Source organism: Bacillus sp. MZGC1 (assembly GCF_002998605.1).
Classification (GTDB): Bacteria; Bacillota; Bacilli; order Bacillales; family Bacillaceae; genus Bacillus.
Genome location: NZ_PVRE01000002.1, coordinates 616,029 through 631,977 on the forward strand (window position 1 = coordinate 616,029; position 15,949 = coordinate 631,977).

General features: G+C 44.4%; 16 protein-coding genes and 1 riboswitch. All 16 genes read left to right on the forward strand.

Annotation, left to right across the window (positions count from 1 at the left end):
* Positions 1-63: 63 nt before the first annotated feature.
* The 16 genes from C6Y06_RS08350 to C6Y06_RS08430 all read left to right on the forward strand — a co-directional run bounded on the left by C6Y06_RS08350 (position 64) and on the right by C6Y06_RS08430 (position 15,930).
* Positions 64-987 (forward strand): aspartate carbamoyltransferase catalytic subunit, encoded by a 924-nt coding sequence (locus C6Y06_RS08350; protein WP_060596205.1) that lies wholly within the window; start codon positions 64-66, stop codon positions 985-987.
* On the forward strand, positions 971-2,257 hold the full coding sequence (locus C6Y06_RS08355) for a dihydroorotase (RefSeq protein ID WP_060596206.1): 1,287 nt from the start codon (positions 971-973) through the stop codon (positions 2,255-2,257). The genes C6Y06_RS08350 and C6Y06_RS08355 overlap by 17 nt, the downstream gene beginning before the upstream one ends.
* The gene (locus tag C6Y06_RS08360) at positions 2,254-3,348 is read left to right on the forward strand and encodes a carbamoyl phosphate synthase small subunit (RefSeq protein WP_060596207.1); all 1,095 of its coding nucleotides are present in this window, start codon (positions 2,254-2,256) and stop codon (positions 3,346-3,348) included. Before C6Y06_RS08355 ends, C6Y06_RS08360 begins: the two co-directional genes overlap by 4 nt.
* The gene (gene carB, locus C6Y06_RS08365) at positions 3,333-6,548 is read left to right on the forward strand and encodes a carbamoyl-phosphate synthase (glutamine-hydrolyzing) large subunit (protein WP_060596208.1); all 3,216 of its coding nucleotides are present in this window, start codon (positions 3,333-3,335) and stop codon (positions 6,546-6,548) included. Before C6Y06_RS08360 ends, carB begins: the two co-directional genes overlap by 16 nt.
* Positions 6,545-7,321, forward strand: a complete 777-nt coding sequence (locus tag C6Y06_RS08370; RefSeq protein WP_060596209.1) for a dihydroorotate dehydrogenase electron transfer subunit — start codon at positions 6,545-6,547, stop codon at positions 7,319-7,321. The genes carB and C6Y06_RS08370 overlap by 4 nt, the downstream gene beginning before the upstream one ends.
* Positions 7,315-8,247, forward strand: coding sequence for a dihydroorotate dehydrogenase (locus C6Y06_RS08375; protein WP_060596210.1), 933 nt, complete (start codon positions 7,315-7,317; stop codon positions 8,245-8,247). The genes C6Y06_RS08370 and C6Y06_RS08375 overlap by 7 nt, the downstream gene beginning before the upstream one ends.
* Positions 8,219-8,923, forward strand: coding sequence for an orotidine-5'-phosphate decarboxylase (gene pyrF, locus C6Y06_RS08380; RefSeq protein WP_060596211.1), 705 nt, complete (start codon positions 8,219-8,221; stop codon positions 8,921-8,923). The genes C6Y06_RS08375 and pyrF overlap by 29 nt, the downstream gene beginning before the upstream one ends.
* 7 nt (positions 8,924-8,930) lie before the next feature.
* Positions 8,931-9,569, forward strand: coding sequence for an orotate phosphoribosyltransferase (gene pyrE, locus C6Y06_RS08385; RefSeq protein WP_106036778.1), 639 nt, complete (start codon positions 8,931-8,933; stop codon positions 9,567-9,569).
* 295 nt (positions 9,570-9,864) lie between these two features.
* Positions 9,865-9,967, forward strand: a riboswitch (SAM riboswitch).
* Positions 9,968-10,118: 151 nt separating this feature from the next.
* Entirely contained in the window at positions 10,119-10,184 is a 66-nt protein-coding gene (locus C6Y06_RS20315; RefSeq protein ID WP_080869532.1) for a DUF2292 domain-containing protein, read from the forward strand.
* Between the two features lie 36 nt (positions 10,185-10,220).
* Positions 10,221-10,922, forward strand: coding sequence for a phosphoadenylyl-sulfate reductase (locus C6Y06_RS08400; RefSeq protein ID WP_060596213.1), 702 nt, complete (start codon positions 10,221-10,223; stop codon positions 10,920-10,922).
* A gap of 13 nt (positions 10,923-10,935) precedes the next feature.
* Complete coding sequence (gene cysP, locus C6Y06_RS08405; protein WP_066030931.1) at positions 10,936-12,000, forward strand: sulfate permease; 1,065 nt, start codon at positions 10,936-10,938, stop codon at positions 11,998-12,000.
* Positions 12,001-12,057: 57 nt separating this feature from the next.
* A complete protein-coding gene (sat, locus tag C6Y06_RS08410) occupies positions 12,058-13,194 on the forward strand; it encodes a sulfate adenylyltransferase (protein WP_106036780.1) in 1,137 nt (378 codons plus the stop codon).
* Positions 13,195-13,208: 14 nt separating this feature from the next.
* A complete protein-coding gene (gene cysC / locus C6Y06_RS08415) occupies positions 13,209-13,802 on the forward strand; it encodes an adenylyl-sulfate kinase (RefSeq protein ID WP_034662471.1) in 594 nt (197 codons plus the stop codon).
* Positions 13,803-13,831: 29 nt separating this feature from the next.
* Positions 13,832-14,587, forward strand: a complete 756-nt coding sequence (gene cobA / locus C6Y06_RS08420; protein WP_034662468.1) for a uroporphyrinogen-III C-methyltransferase — start codon at positions 13,832-13,834, stop codon at positions 14,585-14,587.
* Between the two features lie 73 nt (positions 14,588-14,660).
* Positions 14,661-15,446, forward strand: a complete 786-nt coding sequence (locus C6Y06_RS08425; RefSeq protein ID WP_106030823.1) for a sirohydrochlorin chelatase — start codon at positions 14,661-14,663, stop codon at positions 15,444-15,446.
* Positions 15,427-15,930 (forward strand): precorrin-2 dehydrogenase/sirohydrochlorin ferrochelatase family protein, encoded by a 504-nt coding sequence (locus tag C6Y06_RS08430; RefSeq protein ID WP_106036781.1) that lies wholly within the window; start codon positions 15,427-15,429, stop codon positions 15,928-15,930. The genes C6Y06_RS08425 and C6Y06_RS08430 overlap by 20 nt, the downstream gene beginning before the upstream one ends.
* Positions 15,931-15,949 lie beyond the last annotated feature (19 nt).

The window sequence follows — 15,949 nt, forward strand, 5'->3', positions numbered from 1 at the left end:
GCTGCCGAGGCTTAGGGTTTTTTTGAACCTGAAAGTGATGAAAAACTAGAGGGGGAAGAAAAAATGAATGATCTATCGACAATGAGCAGCTTGTCTAAAGAAGAGATTTTACAGCTGATTGAAGAAGCAGCGGCTCTCAAAAAGGGGAAGCAAGAACTTGGCTTAGCGGGAGAATTTGTAGCAAACCTCTTCTTTGAACCAAGCACAAGAACACGATTTAGCTTCGAAGTTGCCGAAAAGAAACTGGGGATGAATGTACTGAGCTTAGATGCAGCAAGCACCTCCGTTCAAAAGGGCGAAACACTTTACGATACGGTAAAAACGCTCGAATCCATCGGCGTGAAAGCATGTGTGATCAGAGACAGCACCGATGAATATTACAATGAGCTGATCGGGAAGGTTGGGATTCCCATCATCAATGCTGGAGATGGCTGCGGGCAGCATCCGACCCAATCACTGCTCGACCTAATGACCATCTATGAAGAGTTTGACGGCTTTGAGGGCTTAACGATTTCGATTCATGGAGACATCAAACACAGCAGGGTGGCAAGGTCGAATGCTGAGGTTCTTTCAAGGCTGGGAGCAACAGTCCTTTTTTCAGGGCCTGCTTCCTTCCAAGATGAGCAAAACCCTCACGGAACGTATGTCCAAGTAGATGAAGCCATCACACAATCTGATGTGGTGATGCTGCTCAGAATTCAGCATGAACGACATGCTGAAAAAATGGGCAGTGAAGATTACTTATCGACTTATGGATTAACAGTAGACAGGGCAAACAACATGAAAGAACGAGCCATTATTATGCATCCAGCACCAGTGAACAGAGGTGTGGAGATAGATGATTCTTTAGTGGAATCAAAGCAGTCACGAATTTTCAAGCAAATGGAAAATGGCGTTTATGTCCGAATGGCCGTATTAAAAAGAGCTTTTCAAAATAGCAGACTACATCAAAAAGGGAGAGATTCTGTCTATGTCATATCTCATTAAAAACGGTTTTATCTTAACAAGCACAGGCGAAAAAGTGCAGCAGGATATTAGGGTAGAAGGAGAAGTGATTCAAGCGATTGGTCACTTAGAAAGAGAAGACGGAGAAGAGGTCATTGATGCTAAAGGGCTATTTGTTTCACCAGGCTTGATTGATCTGCATGTACATTTAAGAGAGCCAGGCGGAGAGAAAAAGGAAACGATTGAAACAGGCTCTAAAGCAGCCGCAAGAGGCGGCTATACGACGATTGCAGCTATGCCGAATACACGCCCAGTTCCAGATACAAAAGAGCAAATGGAATGGCTCATGGATCGAATCGAAGAGACCTCTTCTGTCAGAGTACTGCCATACGCCTCCATTACAACTAGACAGATTGGGGAAGAAATGACGGACTTTGCAGCACTAAAAGAAGCAGGCGCCTTCGCTTTTACAGATGACGGAGTCGGCATCCAAACAGCAGGCATGATGTACGAAGCCATGAAAAAGGCAGCAAGTCTTGATCAAGCGATTGTGGCACACTGTGAAGATAACTCGCTCATTTACGGAGGATGCGTTCATGAAGGAGAATTTTCAAAAGCAAATGAATTAAACGGTATACCGTCCATTTGTGAATCGGTGCATATTGCAAGAGATGTTCTTTTAGCAGAAGCAGCGAACTGCCATTATCATGTATGTCATATCAGTACGAAAGAATCTGTGCGAGTCGTTCGCGATGCAAAAAAAGCAGGCATCCGTGTGACAGCTGAGGTGTCACCGCATCACCTGCTGTTATGTGATGCGGACATCCCTGGTCTTGATACAAACTATAAAATGAACCCGCCGCTCAGAGGAAAAGAGGATCGCGAGGCACTGATCGAGGGACTTTTAGATGGAACGATTGATTTCATCGCAACAGACCATGCGCCGCATACTGAAGAAGAAAAGAACGAAACGATGCAGCGTGCACCTTTTGGAATTGTCGGGCTTGAAACAGCGTTCCCGCTTCTGTATACACGATTTGTCAAAACAGGCGAATGGACATTAAAAGAACTCGTTGATTATATGACAATCAAGCCAGCAGAAGCCTTCTCTCTTCCATATGGAAAGCTGGAAGAAGGACAAACAGCTGATATCACACTCATTGATTTAAACAAAGAAATGGCAATCGATAAAAAAAGCTTCTTATCAAAAGGGCAAAATACACCGTTTGACAAATTGACTGTATCAGGATGGCCGGTCATGACACTTGCATCTGGGAAAGTCGTGTATGAAGAGGGGAGACTAGTAAAATGAAGAGACGCTTAGTGCTAGAAAACGGAACAGTATTCGAAGGAACAGGCTTTGGCAGCTTAGAATCGTCAGTCGGAGAAGTCGTCTTTAATACAGGGATGACGGGCTATCAAGAAATTTTGTCTGATCCATCATACTGCGGACAAATTGTCACACTCACTTATCCGCTCATCGGCAACTATGGCATTAACCGTGATGATTTTGAATCGATCACACCGTTTGTAAAAGGGCTGATTGTGAAGGAGCTTTGTGAAAAGCCCTCAAACTGGCGCTCTTCATACTCACTAGATGAATACTTAAAAATGAAAAACATTCCAGGTCTTAGCGGAATCGATACACGGAAGCTGACGAGAATGATTCGAAGTGCAGGGACTTTAAGAGGGGCGTTTGCAGGACCGGATGAACAAGTGGAAGACTTAGTCCGCCGCCTTCAAACAATGCAGCTGCCGACTGATCAAGTGAGTCAAGTATCTGTGAAAAATGCGTATCCAAGCCCGGGAAGAGGAAAAAGAATTGTCCTTGTCGATTTCGGCATGAAGCATGGCATTTTGCGCGAGCTCAATAAACGTGACTGTGATGTCATCGTGGTGCCGTACAATATCACGGCAGATGAAGTGCTGCAGTTAAAGCCTGATGGGATCATGCTTTCAAACGGCCCTGGAGACCCTGTTGATGTACCAGAAGCAGTCGAGATGATTCAGCAATTGATTGGAAAGGTTCCGCTCTTTGGCATTTGCCTTGGACATCAATTATTCGCTCTTGCGTGCGGCGCAAGTACTGAAAAAATGAAATTCGGACACAGAGGCTCGAATCACCCAGTCAAAGAACTAGCCACCGGCAAGGTGACACTGACATCTCAAAACCACGGCTACACAGTTAGTGCAATTAACGAGGACGTGCTCGAAGTCACACATATCGCCCTAAACGACAATACGATTGAGGGGTTAAAACATAAAGAAGCACCAGCATTCACTGTCCAGTACCACCCAGAAGCGTCACCAGGTCCAGAAGATGCGAACTACTTATTCGACCAGTTCATGGACATGATTCATACAACTGAGAAAGAAGGGGAAGAAGTATGCCAAAACGCGTAGACATCAAAAAGATTTTAGTCATCGGTTCAGGTCCAATCATCATCGGACAGGCAGCGGAGTTTGACTATGCAGGCACACAGGCTTGCTTAGCACTGAAAGAAGAGGGCTATGAAGTCGTTCTTGTGAATTCCAATCCAGCGACCATCATGACAGATACAGAAATGGCCGATAAGGTATACATCGAACCACTGACACCAGAATTCTTAACACGAATCATTCGAAAAGAACGTCCTGATGCGATCTTGCCAACACTTGGCGGACAAACTGGACTTAACCTTGCTGTTGAATTATCAGACCTTGGCGTATTAGCTGAATGCGGTGTTGAAGTATTAGGAACAAAGCTGTCAGCTATTCAAAAAGCAGAGGACAGAGATTTATTCCGTAATCTGATGAATGAACTAAATGAGCCTGTACCAGAAAGTGAAATCATCCATAACCTTGAAGAAGCGATAGCGTTTACGAATCAAATCGGTTTCCCTGTCATTGTGAGACCAGCTTATACATTAGGCGGAACAGGCGGCGGAATTTGTACAAACGAGCAAGAGCTGAAGGAAATCGTCGAAAACGGCCTGAAGTTAAGCCCAGTCACACAATGCTTACTTGAAAAAAGCATTGCAGGTTTTAAAGAAATTGAATATGAAGTCATGCGTGATAGCGGTGATCATGCGATCGTTGTTTGTAACATGGAAAACTTTGATCCTGTCGGTATCCACACAGGTGACAGTATCGTTGTGGCGCCAAGCCAAACATTAAGTGACCGTGAATATCAGCTGCTTCGCAATGTGTCGCTCAAGCTGATCCGGGCACTTGGCATTGAAGGCGGCTGTAACGTACAGCTGGCGATTGACCCAGACAGCTTTCAATACTATATCATCGAAGTAAACCCGCGCGTCAGTCGTTCTTCTGCACTTGCGTCGAAAGCAACTGGTTATCCAATTGCCAAACTTGCAGCGAAAATTGCTGTCGGCTTAACGCTTGATGAAATGATGAATCCAGTCACAGGGAAAACCTATGCTGCCTTCGAACCGGCACTTGACTATATTGTGTCTAAAATCCCGCGCTGGCCGTTTGATAAATTCGAATCTGCTAACAGACGTCTTGGGACGCAAATGAAAGCAACTGGTGAAGTGATGGCGATCGGACGTACATTAGAAGAGTCCCTTCTAAAGGCTGTCCGTTCACTTGAAGCTGATGTGCATCACATTGAATTAAAAGATGAAGCAGATATCACAAACGAAGTGCTTGAAAAGCGGATTATCAAGGCGGGAGACGAACGATTATTCTATATCGCCGAGGCGCTTAGAAGAGGCTATACGGTTGAACAAATACATGAATTCTCAAAAATTGATTACTTCTTCCTTCATAAGCTGGAAGGCATCATCGCATTTGAAAAGACATTAAAAGAAAACAAAGGCAATACAGACGTATTAAAAGATGCGAAAGATAAAGGTTTCTCAGACATCTATATTAGCCGTGAGTGGAATATGAATGAAGCGGATGTCTACAAGCTAAGACAAGAAGCAGGCATCGTACCTGTCTACAAAATGGTAGATACTTGTGCGGCTGAATTTGAATCCGAGACGCCATATTTCTATAGCACGTATGAAGATGAAAATGAATCAGAACGCACAGACAAGAAAAGCGTCATCGTATTAGGCTCAGGTCCTATCAGAATCGGTCAAGGAGTTGAATTTGATTATGCGACGGTTCATTCTGTGTGGGCAATTAAACAAGCAGGCTATGAAGCAATCATTATTAACAACAACCCTGAAACGGTCTCAACAGACTTTAGTATTTCAGATAAGCTCTACTTTGAACCACTCACTGTAGAAGATGTGATGCACATCATTGATCTTGAGCAGCCTGAAGGAGTCGTCGTCCAGTTCGGCGGACAAACGGCGATCAACCTAGCAGATGAATTATCAAATAGAGGGGTGAAGATTCTCGGCACTTCTCTTGAAGACCTAGACCGCGCCGAAAACCGAGACAAGTTTGAACAAACATTAGAAGCACTCGGCGTGCCGCAGCCTAAAGGGAAAACAGCTACGTCTGTGCCTGAAGCTGTAGCGATTGCCAATCAGATCGGCTACCCAGTCCTTGTCCGTCCTTCCTATGTATTAGGCGGTCGTGCGATGGAAATCGTTTATCAAGAAGAAGAGCTTCTTCACTACATGGAGAATGCGGTGAGAGTCAATCCGCAGCACCCAGTGTTAATTGACAAATATTTGACGGGAAAAGAAATTGAAGTAGATGCCGTATCTGATGGGGAAACTGTCGTGATCCCAGGCATTATGGAACATATTGAAAGAGCCGGGGTCCACTCCGGTGACTCGATTGCGGTTTACCCGCCGCAAACATTGTCTGATGAGATCAAAGCGAAGATCGCAGAATACACGATCAAGCTTGCAAAAGGCCTCAATATTATTGGGCTGCTAAACATTCAATTTGTTCTCTCGAAAGGTGAAGTGTACGTACTTGAAGTGAATCCTCGTTCAAGCCGGACAGTTCCTTTCTTAAGTAAAATTACAGGCATCCCGATGGCAAATCTAGCGACAAAAGTCATTTTAGGTGACAAGCTTAAAAACTATGGCTACGAAGAAGGACTTCACACAGAGCAAGAAGGGGTGTACGTCAAAGTTCCAGTCTTCTCTTTTGCAAAACTAAGAAGAGTGGATATTACACTCGGGCCTGAAATGAAATCTACAGGTGAGGTCATGGGGAAAGATGTCACAATTGAAAAAGCCCTCTACAAAGGATTAATTGCATCGGGCATTCAAATTCCTAAAGACGGAACAGTTCTTCTAACAGTTGCTGATAAGGATAAAGAAGAAGGACTTGAGATTGCAAGAAGATTCCATTCGATCGGCTATCATATTTTAGCGACAGAAGGAACGGCGAATTACTTAAAACAAGCCTCCATCCCGTCAAGTGTTGTCGGCAAGATAGGAGAAGAAGGCAAAAACCTTCTCGATGTCATTCGAAACGGGGAAGCTCAATTTGTCATCAACACTCTAACAAAAGGAAAACAGCCGGCAAGAGACGGCTTTAGAATCAGACGTGAAGCTGTTGAAAATGGCGTAGCTTGCTTAACATCGCTAGATACAGCAGAAGCCATTTTAAGAGTGCTGGAAAGCATGACATTTAGAGCGGACGAAATGCCAGAAGTGAAAACGAATGCTGAGGTGACAGTAACGATATGAAAAAAGCATACTTGACGGTCGTCTCAAACCGAGAGATCGCTGATCATATTTACGAAATGACATTAAAAGGTGACCTTGTGGACTCCTTTCAAACGGCTGGACAATTTCTTCATATCAAGGTCAGCGAGTCCATGACACCGCTGCTGAGAAGACCGATCAGTATTGCCAATATTCATGCCGAGAAACAAGAAGCAACCATCATCTACCGCGCAGAGGGAGAGGGCACAAAGCTCCTTTCCCAAAAGCGGGATGGGGAATCCATCGATGTATTAGGACCGCTTGGCAACGGGTACGATCCTTCAGTTGTTCAGCCAGGTCAGACAGCCTTACTAGTCGGCGGTGGAATTGGTGTACCGCCTTTATATGAACTGTCCAAGCGTTTAACGAAAAAAGGTGTCATCGTCAAGCATGTCCTTGGCTTTCAATCGAAAAAGGATGTATTTTACGAGGAGAAATTCCAAGCACTCGGAGATACGTTTATCGCGACAGTTGATGGGACATATGGTTCAAAGGGCTTCGTGACAGGTGTCATTGAAGAGAATGATTTGAGCTTTGATGTCATGCTTTCCTGCGGACCGACACCTATGTTAAAAGCACTAAAAGACTCTTATCCCGATAAGCCTGTCTATATTTCAATGGAAGAACGAATGGGCTGCGGAATTGGTGCTTGCTTTGCATGTGTCTGTCATACCGACCAGCACGAAAAACCTTACGTCAAAGTCTGTCTGGATGGACCTGTATTTAAAGCAGAGGAGGTGGCATTGTCATGCTAAACGTTGAGTTACCCGGCTTATCTTTAAAGAATCCGATTATCCCTGCATCAGGCTGCTTTGGATTCGGAAGGGAATTTGCTTCATTATATGACTTATCAGTGCTGGGCGGTATCATGATCAAGGCCACAACCCTTGAACCGAGATTTGGCAATCCGACACCAAGGGTAGCGGAGACAGGTGCCGGTATGCTCAATGCAATCGGTCTTCAAAATCCAGGCCTAAAAGGCGTGCTGGAAAATGAATTGCCTTGGCTTGAGCAGTTTGATACACCGATCATTGCAAACGTCGCTGGCTCACAGGTCGATGATTATGTCGAAGTAGCCAAGCAAATCAGCCAAGCAAAAAATGTCCATGCCCTTGAACTGAATATCTCGTGCCCGAATGTCAAAACAGGCGGAATTGCCTTTGGTACAGATCCTCAAATGGCAGCAGCATTGACAAAAGCGGTGAAGGACGTTTCTTCCGTTCCTGTCTATGTCAAACTGTCTCCTAACGTAGCCAATATTGTGGAGATTGCTCAAGCGATTGAATCTGCTGGAGCGGATGGACTCACGATGATTAACACGTTAATCGGTATGCGTTTAGATTTAAAAACGGGGAAACCGATTCTTGCCAATAAAACAGGCGGATTATCAGGACCGGCAGTAAAACCTGTCGCTGTGCGCATGGTACATGAGGTCAGTCAAGCGGTTTCTATTCCGATTATTGGAATGGGCGGGGTACAAAATGCTGAAGACGTACTTGAATTTTTACTAGCAGGTGCAAGTGCAGTAGCTGTTGGCACAGCCAATTTTGTAAACCCATTTATTTGCCCAGAAATCATTGAAGAACTGCCAAGAGTGTTAGCAGCATATGGCTATTCATCTGTAGAGGAATGTATCGGAAGGAGCTGGAAACATGAAGCACTTGCCCATCATCGCGCTTGATTTTCCGGTAGCGCAGGAAGCGCTCGCCTTTTTAGAACCCTTTGAAGGGACGCCATTATTTGTGAAGGTCGGCATGGAGCTGTTTTACCAAGAAGGACCTGCTATCCTTGACGAGCTCAAAGAAAAAAATTGCCGCATTTTCCTCGATCTCAAATTACATGACATTCCAACAACGGTGCAAAAAGCAATGAACCGGCTTGCCGCACTTGGTGTTGATTTGGTCAATGTGCATGCTGCTGGCGGGAAACATATGATGCAAGCTGCGTTAGAAGGGCTTGAAAGCGGGACGCCTGCTGGACAAAAACGTCCAGGCATTATTGCAGTGACACAGCTGACGAGTACGTCAGAAGACATGATGAGGAACGAATTACTCATAGACCGTCCGCTGCAAGAGACTGTCATCCGGTACGGGCAATTGGCATATGAAAGTGGACTAGACGGTGTTGTTTGCTCTGTTCATGAATCCAAAGCCCTTCATGAGCACATCTCACCTGCCTTTCTCACTGTCACGCCGGGGATTCGCTTACAAAATGATCAAACCGATGACCAAAAGCGTGTGGCGACTCCTGCCTATGCAAAAGAGCAAGGTGTTTCACAAATTGTTGTCGGAAGGTCAATCACAAAAGCTGAAAAACCATTGGAAGCCTATCATCAAATTTTAAAAGAGTGGGAGTGACTGCCAGATGAAAACAAAAATCGCTAAACACCTATTACAAATCAAAGCGGTCTCATTAAAACCAGACGAACCGTTTACATGGGCAAGCGGTATCAAATCACCGATCTATTGTGACAACCGTCTTACCTTGTCCTACCCAGAAGTAAGACACGACATTGCTGAAGGTCTTAAAGAGTTGATCCTCACTCATTTTGAAAGAGCGGAGGTTGTTGCTGGTACTGCAACAGCAGGCATCCCGCATGCGGCATTAGCGGCAGACCGTCTGAACGTGCCGATGTGTTATGTGAGAAGTAAGCCAAAAGCACATGGAAAAGGGAATCAAATTGAAGGAGCCGTATCAAAAGGTCAAAAGGTGGTCGTCGTAGAAGACTTGATTTCAACAGGAGGCAGTGTGCTTGAAGTGGTCGCTGCTCTTCAAGAAGCGGGCTGTGACGTACTAGGAGTTGCCGCGATCTTCACATACCGACTGCCAAAAGCTGCAGCTGCTTTTCAAGAGAAAAACATTCCATATGTCACCCTAACAGACTATGACACACTGACAGACGTGGCACTTGAGCTGAAAGCGATCGAGCCTTCTGCTATGAATAAACTAAAACGCTGGAGACAAGATCCTTCCTCTGAATCTTGGATGAAAGAAACCGTCTAAAAAGCTGCGCGTACCCGCACAGCTTTCAGCGCGCGGACAAACCCTCGCATTCTTTGTCAGAACTGCGTGCCGGTGCTCACGAATGTTCAATTCGCTCCGCTCCGGTACTCGTCCTTCCTAGACTGCAAAGGTTTTCTATCACGCTGAATACAATATGAAGCTGCGCGTACCCGCACAGCTTTTTTATTTGGTTAAAAATAGTAAAATAGACTCAAATTCAAATAAAAACTAATCCTATCAATAAAGTCGGGTTGACTTTTGTTTGAATTGTGTTAATATTTAAGACAAATTAAAACACTTATCCAGAGAGGTGGAGGGACTGGCCCGATGAAGCCCGGCAACCTGCGATTTGCAAGGTGCTACTTCCTGCAAAATGATTCTATTTTGAAAGATAAGGAAATGAGCTTCCTCATCTTTCTTTCGGACTGAAAGGAAGTTTTTTTATTTTAACGGTGAGGAGGAAGACGAGATGGAAGTGAAGCGAAATCAGTATGAAGACTTATTGAAGCATATGCAGAAACTGATTGGGGATATGAATTCGGTTCAGTTATGTTGATTGTTCAGGACGGTCAAGTGATTCAAGTGGAAGAAAACAGAAAAATTCGGTTGACGTAGTGCGGAGAGTAGTGATACTCCGGAAGGGGAGAAACAATGTTAACTTATGAAAATTGGCAAGAGCCGTCCATTACATTTCAAGAGGATGATTTGTATAAAGGGGCCTTATCTGTGCTGAAATGGGCATACGGTCATTATGGTGATCAGCTCGTTTATGCATGCAGCTTTGGTATTGAAGGCATCGTCCTCATTGATCTTATTGCGAAAGTAAAAAAGGATGCAAGAATTGTCTTTTTAGATACAGGTCTGCATTTTAAGGAAACGTACGACACAATTGATGCGGTAAAGGAAAGATACCCAGGTTTAGATATTGTGCTGAAAACCCCTGAGCTGACGGTTGAGGAGCAAAACGAGCAGCATGGTGATCAGCTATGGAAAACGGACCCTCAAAGCTGCTGCTATATGCGTAAGGTCATTCCTTTGCAAGAAGCGCTATCCGGCTATCCGGCATGGCTTTCTGGCTTAAGAAGAGAGCAGTCACCCAAGCGAGCAGGGACGAACTTTTTAAATCAGGATGAAAAATTCAAATCAGTGAAAGTATGTCCTCTTATCCACTGGACGTGGAAGGACATATGGAGATATGCATCTAGAGAGGAACTTACTTATAATCCGCTGCATGATCAGGGATATCCAAGTATCGGTTGTGCCCCGTGTACACAGCCGGCATTTACTGCCGAGGATCTTCGTTCTGGCAGATGGTCAGGCACAGCTAAGACTGAGTGCGGATTACATGAGTAAGGGAGCATAATGTATGGAAATCGCCGCAATTTTATTTAGTTTATTTTTCGCTCTAAACATTGGCGCGAGTGGTGCAGCTGCTTCGATGGGCATCGCGTACGGGTCAGGTGCTATTCAAAAGCCTATCTATGCACTTAGCGTATGTGCAGTTGGGATTTTAGCAGGTTCAGTCATTGGCGGCGGTGAGGTCGTCAAAACGATTAGCTCTGGAATTATGCCTGAATCCGTCATTACACTTGAAATTGTTTGTATTATTATTGGTTCTGCTGCATTATCACTCTTTATAGCGAATCTGATGGCCATCCCTTTATCAACAAGTGAGGTCACAGTAGGTGCTGTCGTTGGAGTTGCAGTAGCGTATAAAGTATTGTATGTGAAATCCATTTTAGTCATTGTGTCATTTTGGGTCATCATTCCTATTGTTGCTTTTCTTTTTACATTCGTTGTAGTCAAAATCATCAGAATGTTCCCGAAACGAACTTTGTCAAAAAAAGGCACCATGATTTTATCGATCGTTTTGATCATCAGTGGATTTCTAGAAGCGTTTTCTGCTGGGATGAACAATGTCGCAAATGCTGTAGGCCCCCTTGTTGCTTCAGGCATTTTATCCGTTGGGCAAGGAACGCTTTACGGCGGACTTTTCGTTGCACTGGGTGCCCTTTTATTAGGAAGAAGAGTGCTTGAAACAAACGGAAAGAAAATCACCCGCTATCAAACAGGTGAAGGGATTTTGCTTTCGAGTACCGGTGCTGGACTTGTCATCGTCAGCTCTATTTTTGGGCTGCCAGTTCCACTTACCCAAATCACCTCCTCGTCTATCATTGGGCTTGGAATGGCAAAAGGCGGACCAAATATTTTTCATAAACATGTGGTGAAAAAAATGCTGAAAGTGTGGGTAGTGTCACCCTTTTTATCACTTAGCCTATCGTATTTGCTGGTGAGCCTTTTCTTAAAAGGAGACTATTATTCTATCTTTATCATGATGAGTGTACTGCTTGCCTCACTTGGTGCGCTGAGTCTGATGAAGGCAGTCAAAAATGAAAGCAGCTCGATTCATGAACAGGGCGGCGGGATTTAACGGCAAATCCGACTATTTACATCTAATAAATATGAACATTGAGAGGAAGATGAACAAATGAGTTTAACACCACATGGTGGCGTATTAATTAATCGAGTAAATGAAGAGTATGATCTCAGCACGGCTGCAAAGGAAATTGAACTAGATGCTATCTCCTTTGCAGACCTTGAACTCATAGCAATTGGCGGGTATAGTCCAATTGAAGGGTTTTTAACAAAAGCTGATTATGAAGCCGTTGTGAGCGGTATGCGGTTAGCAAGTGGTGTTGTTTGGTCTCTTCCTATTACACTGCCAGTGACAAAGGAAAAGGCAGCGGAGATCCATCAAGGTGATATTGTGCGTCTATCGTATAATGGAACTGTATATGGGGTGATTGAAGTAGAGGATCAATACACACCAGATAAGGAAAAAGAAGCGGTGAATGTATATAAAACTGATGACCGCAATCATCCAGGTGTGAAAAAATTATTTGAACGCGGTGACATATACATTGGTGGTAAAATTACACTGACGAAACGCAGTGAAAAACCATTCCCTCAATTTACGTATGAGCCAGAAGAAACAAGACGGCATTTCAAAGAAAACGGCTGGAAAACCATTGTTGGTTTCCAAACGAGAAACCCTGTTCACCGTGCCCATGAATATATTCAAAAGACAGCACTTGAAACAGTCGATGGTTTGTTTTTAAATCCACTTGTCGGTGAAACAAAATCAGACGATATTCCGGCAGACGTGAGAATGAAAAGCTATCAAGTGTTATTGAACGGTTATTATCCAAAGGATCGCGTCTTTTTAGGTGTTTTTCCTGCGGCAATGCGTTATGCTGGACCAAAGGAAGCAATCTTTCACGCGCTTGTTCGAAAAAATTACGGCTGCACTCATTTTATTGTGGGAAGAGATCATGCGGGTGTTGGTGATTATTACGGCACATACGAGGCGCAGGAGTTATTTGAACAATTTACAAGTGAAGAAATTGGCATTACCCCGTTAAAATTTGAACATAGCTTCTACTGTAATACATGTGAAGCAATGGCAACACCAAAAACATGTCCTCACGATAAAAGCGAGCATGTCATTCTTTCAGGTACAAAGGTTCGAACGATGCTGAGAAACGGTGAATTACCGCCAAGCACGTTCAGCCGAAAAGAAGTTATTGAAACATTAATCGAAGGATTAAAAACGACGGTATCTTAATGGGAGGGTATGACATGAGCAATGAACATATCGTGTGGCATGATTCATCTATTACAAAAAAAGAATATCAACAGAAAAACAATCATACGAGCGGCATTATTTGGCTCACGGGTCTAAGTGGGTCAGGTAAATCAACGATCGCAAATGCAGCGGCCAGAGAGCTGTTTGAACAAGGCTATCAAGTCACCGTTCTTGATGGCGATAATGTAAGGCATGGACTGAATAAAGATTTAGGGTTTTCAGATGATGACAGAAAAGAGAACATTCGCCGCATCGGAGAAGTGGCAAAGTTATTTGTTGAACAAGGAACGATTGTCATCACGGCTTTTATTTCTCCGTTTCAAGAAGACCGCCGCATTGTCAGACAGTTAGTTGAAGCGGGAGAATTTCACGAAGTGTTTGTGAAATGTGATCTGAACGTATGCGAAGAGCGCGATCCAAAGGGGTTATATAAAAAAGCCAGAAATGGAGAAATTCCGTTCTTTACCGGAATTGATTCACCGTATGAAGAACCAGCTGCGCCTGAGCTCGTACTAGATACAGGTGAATTATCTCGTGAAGAGTCCAAACAGCGTCTTGTTGATTATGTAAAGGGAAGAGCGAAATAATTGCCTGATGGCAGGGGGAGAAAAGCACGATGGGGAAAGTATACATTGTGGGGGCTGGACCTGGGGATCCAGACTTAATTACATTAAAAGCCCATAAGGCAATACAGCAGGCAGATGTCATTTTATATGATCGCCTTGTCAATCAAGAAATACTCGCCCACGCCAAACCCGAGGCGGAATTAATCTATTGCGGCAAGCTGCCAAATCATCATACGATGAGACAGGAAGCCATCAATGAAGCCCTTGTGGCCCATGCAAAGGAAGGGAACGTTGTCGTTCGGCTGAAAGGCGGCGACCCCTTTGTATTCGGCCGAGGCGGTGAAGAAATCGAATGCTTAGCTGAGCACGGAATTCCGTATGAAGTCGTCCCTGGAATTACCTCTGGTATTGCAGCGGCCGCTTATGCAGGCATTCCCGTGACGCATCGTGAATTCAGCTCAAATGTCGCTTTTGTCACGGGTCACTATCAAAAGGATGAGCATTTTGAAGAAAAGTGGGAAGCGCTGGCTACGGGGATTGATACCCTTGTGATTTACATGGGCGTCAAAAACGTGAAAAGAGTGCAGCAGCTTCTTTTAAAAAATGGACGCGATCCTGAAACGCCAGCAGCGTTTATACACTGGGGAACTACGACGAGGCAAAAGACGACTTGCTGCACTGTGGCGACACTGTCTGAAACAGTTGAAAAAGAAGGCATCGAGCATCCAAGTTTAATTGTAGTTGGAGATGTCGTTCATTTTCACCAAAAACTGAGCTGGTTTGAACCCGCCTTAATCGAGAAATGAGAATGATAAAGAAAAGACACGTACATCGATCGTGTCTTTTCGTCTGATCAAAACAAGTAGAGGGAGGAGCCACATGAAACAAGCTGTACTTTATGTTGGGCATGGAAGCAGAGTAAAAGAAGCACAAGATAAAGCCATTTCTTTTATGAAAAGCTGTATGCCGTTAGTAGAAGCAGATATACAAGAAATTTGTTTTTTAGAACTGACAGCCCCTTCTATAGAAGAAGGATTTGAAGCCTGTGTGAAAAAAGGAGCTACACACATTGCGATCGTCCCGCTCCTCCTTTTAACTGCCATGCATGCCAAATCAGATATTCCAGTCGAGATTGAGAAAGTACAAAAGCGATATCCGCAAGTGAAGGTCACATACGGAAAACCAATCGGGGTCAATCAAGAAGTGACAAAAGCGGTTGCTGCAAGAATTGAAGAGGCAGGATATCAAGGCGGGAAAGCACGGATTCTTTTAATTGGCCGCGGAAGCTCTGACCCCGATGTGAAGCGGGATGTGTTTGGCATTGCGGACGATGTCCGGCGCCTGCTCCCTCTCGCAGAGGTCTTGCCATGTTTTATTACGGCATGTGAGCCAAATTACCGAGATGTTCTTGCGCAATTAACAGCAGATGATGATGCGCCTGTTTATCTCGTTCCTTACTTGTTGTTTACGGGTATTTTAATGAAAGAGATTGAAAATGAAGCGGCTCAGGCGAGAAAGAGGCTGAAAGATGTCCGGGTATGCCGGTATATTGGCTTTCATCCGCATGTAAAAGCGGCTTATATTGAACGCGTGCAAGAAACCATTTTAAACAAAGACGATGCGTTTCATTTCCAAGGAGAAAGCCATGCTTCCAGTCCATCTTGATTTAACCGATCAACAAGTGCTCATCGCCGGCGGTGGACGAATAGCCGCAAGAAGGGCAGAGGCGCTATGCATGGAGCCTTGCCATATAATCGTCGTGAGTCCTGACATTTCTAAAGAGATGGCACGTCTCATTGATACATACAACCTGAATTGGAAGGAAAAGAAAGTGGACGTGGAAGATTTAGAGGGTGCATTTTTCATTGTAGCTGCTACAAACGATCCAGCGGTAAATGAATGGATTGCACAAACAGCCCGGCCTCACCAGCTAGTGAACTGTGTGAGCCAATCAGAGCTTGGCAATGTGATCGTGCCAAAGGTGGTCAAAGCAGGGAAAGTGACGATTTCAGTCTCTACAAGCGGTGCGAGCCCAGCCCGGACAAAACAACTGGCTGCGGAAATTGAGGCGTTGCTAGAACAAGAGGATGTAGATGCACTTGACGCTCTTTATATCGAAAGAAAAAAACAACAAAGAAAAAGCCGATAAAATCTCTTTAAGGGATTTT

What these genes read in the sequence shown, in the direction of transcription:
- C6Y06_RS08350 (WP_060596205.1), top strand. Translation starts at nt 64, where the DNA reads ATGAATGATCTATCGACAATGAGCAGCTTGTCTAAAGAAGAGATTTTA.
- C6Y06_RS08355 (WP_060596206.1), top strand. Translation starts at nt 971, where the DNA reads ATGTCATATCTCATTAAAAACGGTTTTATCTTAACAAGCACAGGCGAA.
- C6Y06_RS08360 (WP_060596207.1), top strand. Translation starts at nt 2,254, where the DNA reads ATGAAGAGACGCTTAGTGCTAGAAAACGGAACAGTATTCGAAGGAACA.
- carB (WP_060596208.1), top strand. Translation starts at nt 3,333, where the DNA reads ATGCCAAAACGCGTAGACATCAAAAAGATTTTAGTCATCGGTTCAGGT.
- C6Y06_RS08370 (WP_060596209.1), top strand. Translation starts at nt 6,545, where the DNA reads ATGAAAAAAGCATACTTGACGGTCGTCTCAAACCGAGAGATCGCTGAT.
- C6Y06_RS08375 (WP_060596210.1), top strand. Translation starts at nt 7,315, where the DNA reads ATGCTAAACGTTGAGTTACCCGGCTTATCTTTAAAGAATCCGATTATC.
- pyrF (WP_060596211.1), top strand. Translation starts at nt 8,219, where the DNA reads ATGAAGCACTTGCCCATCATCGCGCTTGATTTTCCGGTAGCGCAGGAA.
- pyrE (WP_106036778.1), top strand. Translation starts at nt 8,931, where the DNA reads ATGAAAACAAAAATCGCTAAACACCTATTACAAATCAAAGCGGTCTCA.
- C6Y06_RS08400 (WP_060596213.1), top strand. Translation starts at nt 10,221, where the DNA reads ATGTTAACTTATGAAAATTGGCAAGAGCCGTCCATTACATTTCAAGAG.
- cysP (WP_066030931.1), top strand. Translation starts at nt 10,936, where the DNA reads ATGGAAATCGCCGCAATTTTATTTAGTTTATTTTTCGCTCTAAACATT.
- sat (WP_106036780.1), top strand. Translation starts at nt 12,058, where the DNA reads ATGAGTTTAACACCACATGGTGGCGTATTAATTAATCGAGTAAATGAA.
- cysC (WP_034662471.1), top strand. Translation starts at nt 13,209, where the DNA reads ATGAGCAATGAACATATCGTGTGGCATGATTCATCTATTACAAAAAAA.
- cobA (WP_034662468.1), top strand. Translation starts at nt 13,832, where the DNA reads ATGGGGAAAGTATACATTGTGGGGGCTGGACCTGGGGATCCAGACTTA.
- C6Y06_RS08425 (WP_106030823.1), top strand. Translation starts at nt 14,661, where the DNA reads ATGAAACAAGCTGTACTTTATGTTGGGCATGGAAGCAGAGTAAAAGAA.
- C6Y06_RS08430 (WP_106036781.1), top strand. Translation starts at nt 15,427, where the DNA reads ATGCTTCCAGTCCATCTTGATTTAACCGATCAACAAGTGCTCATCGCC.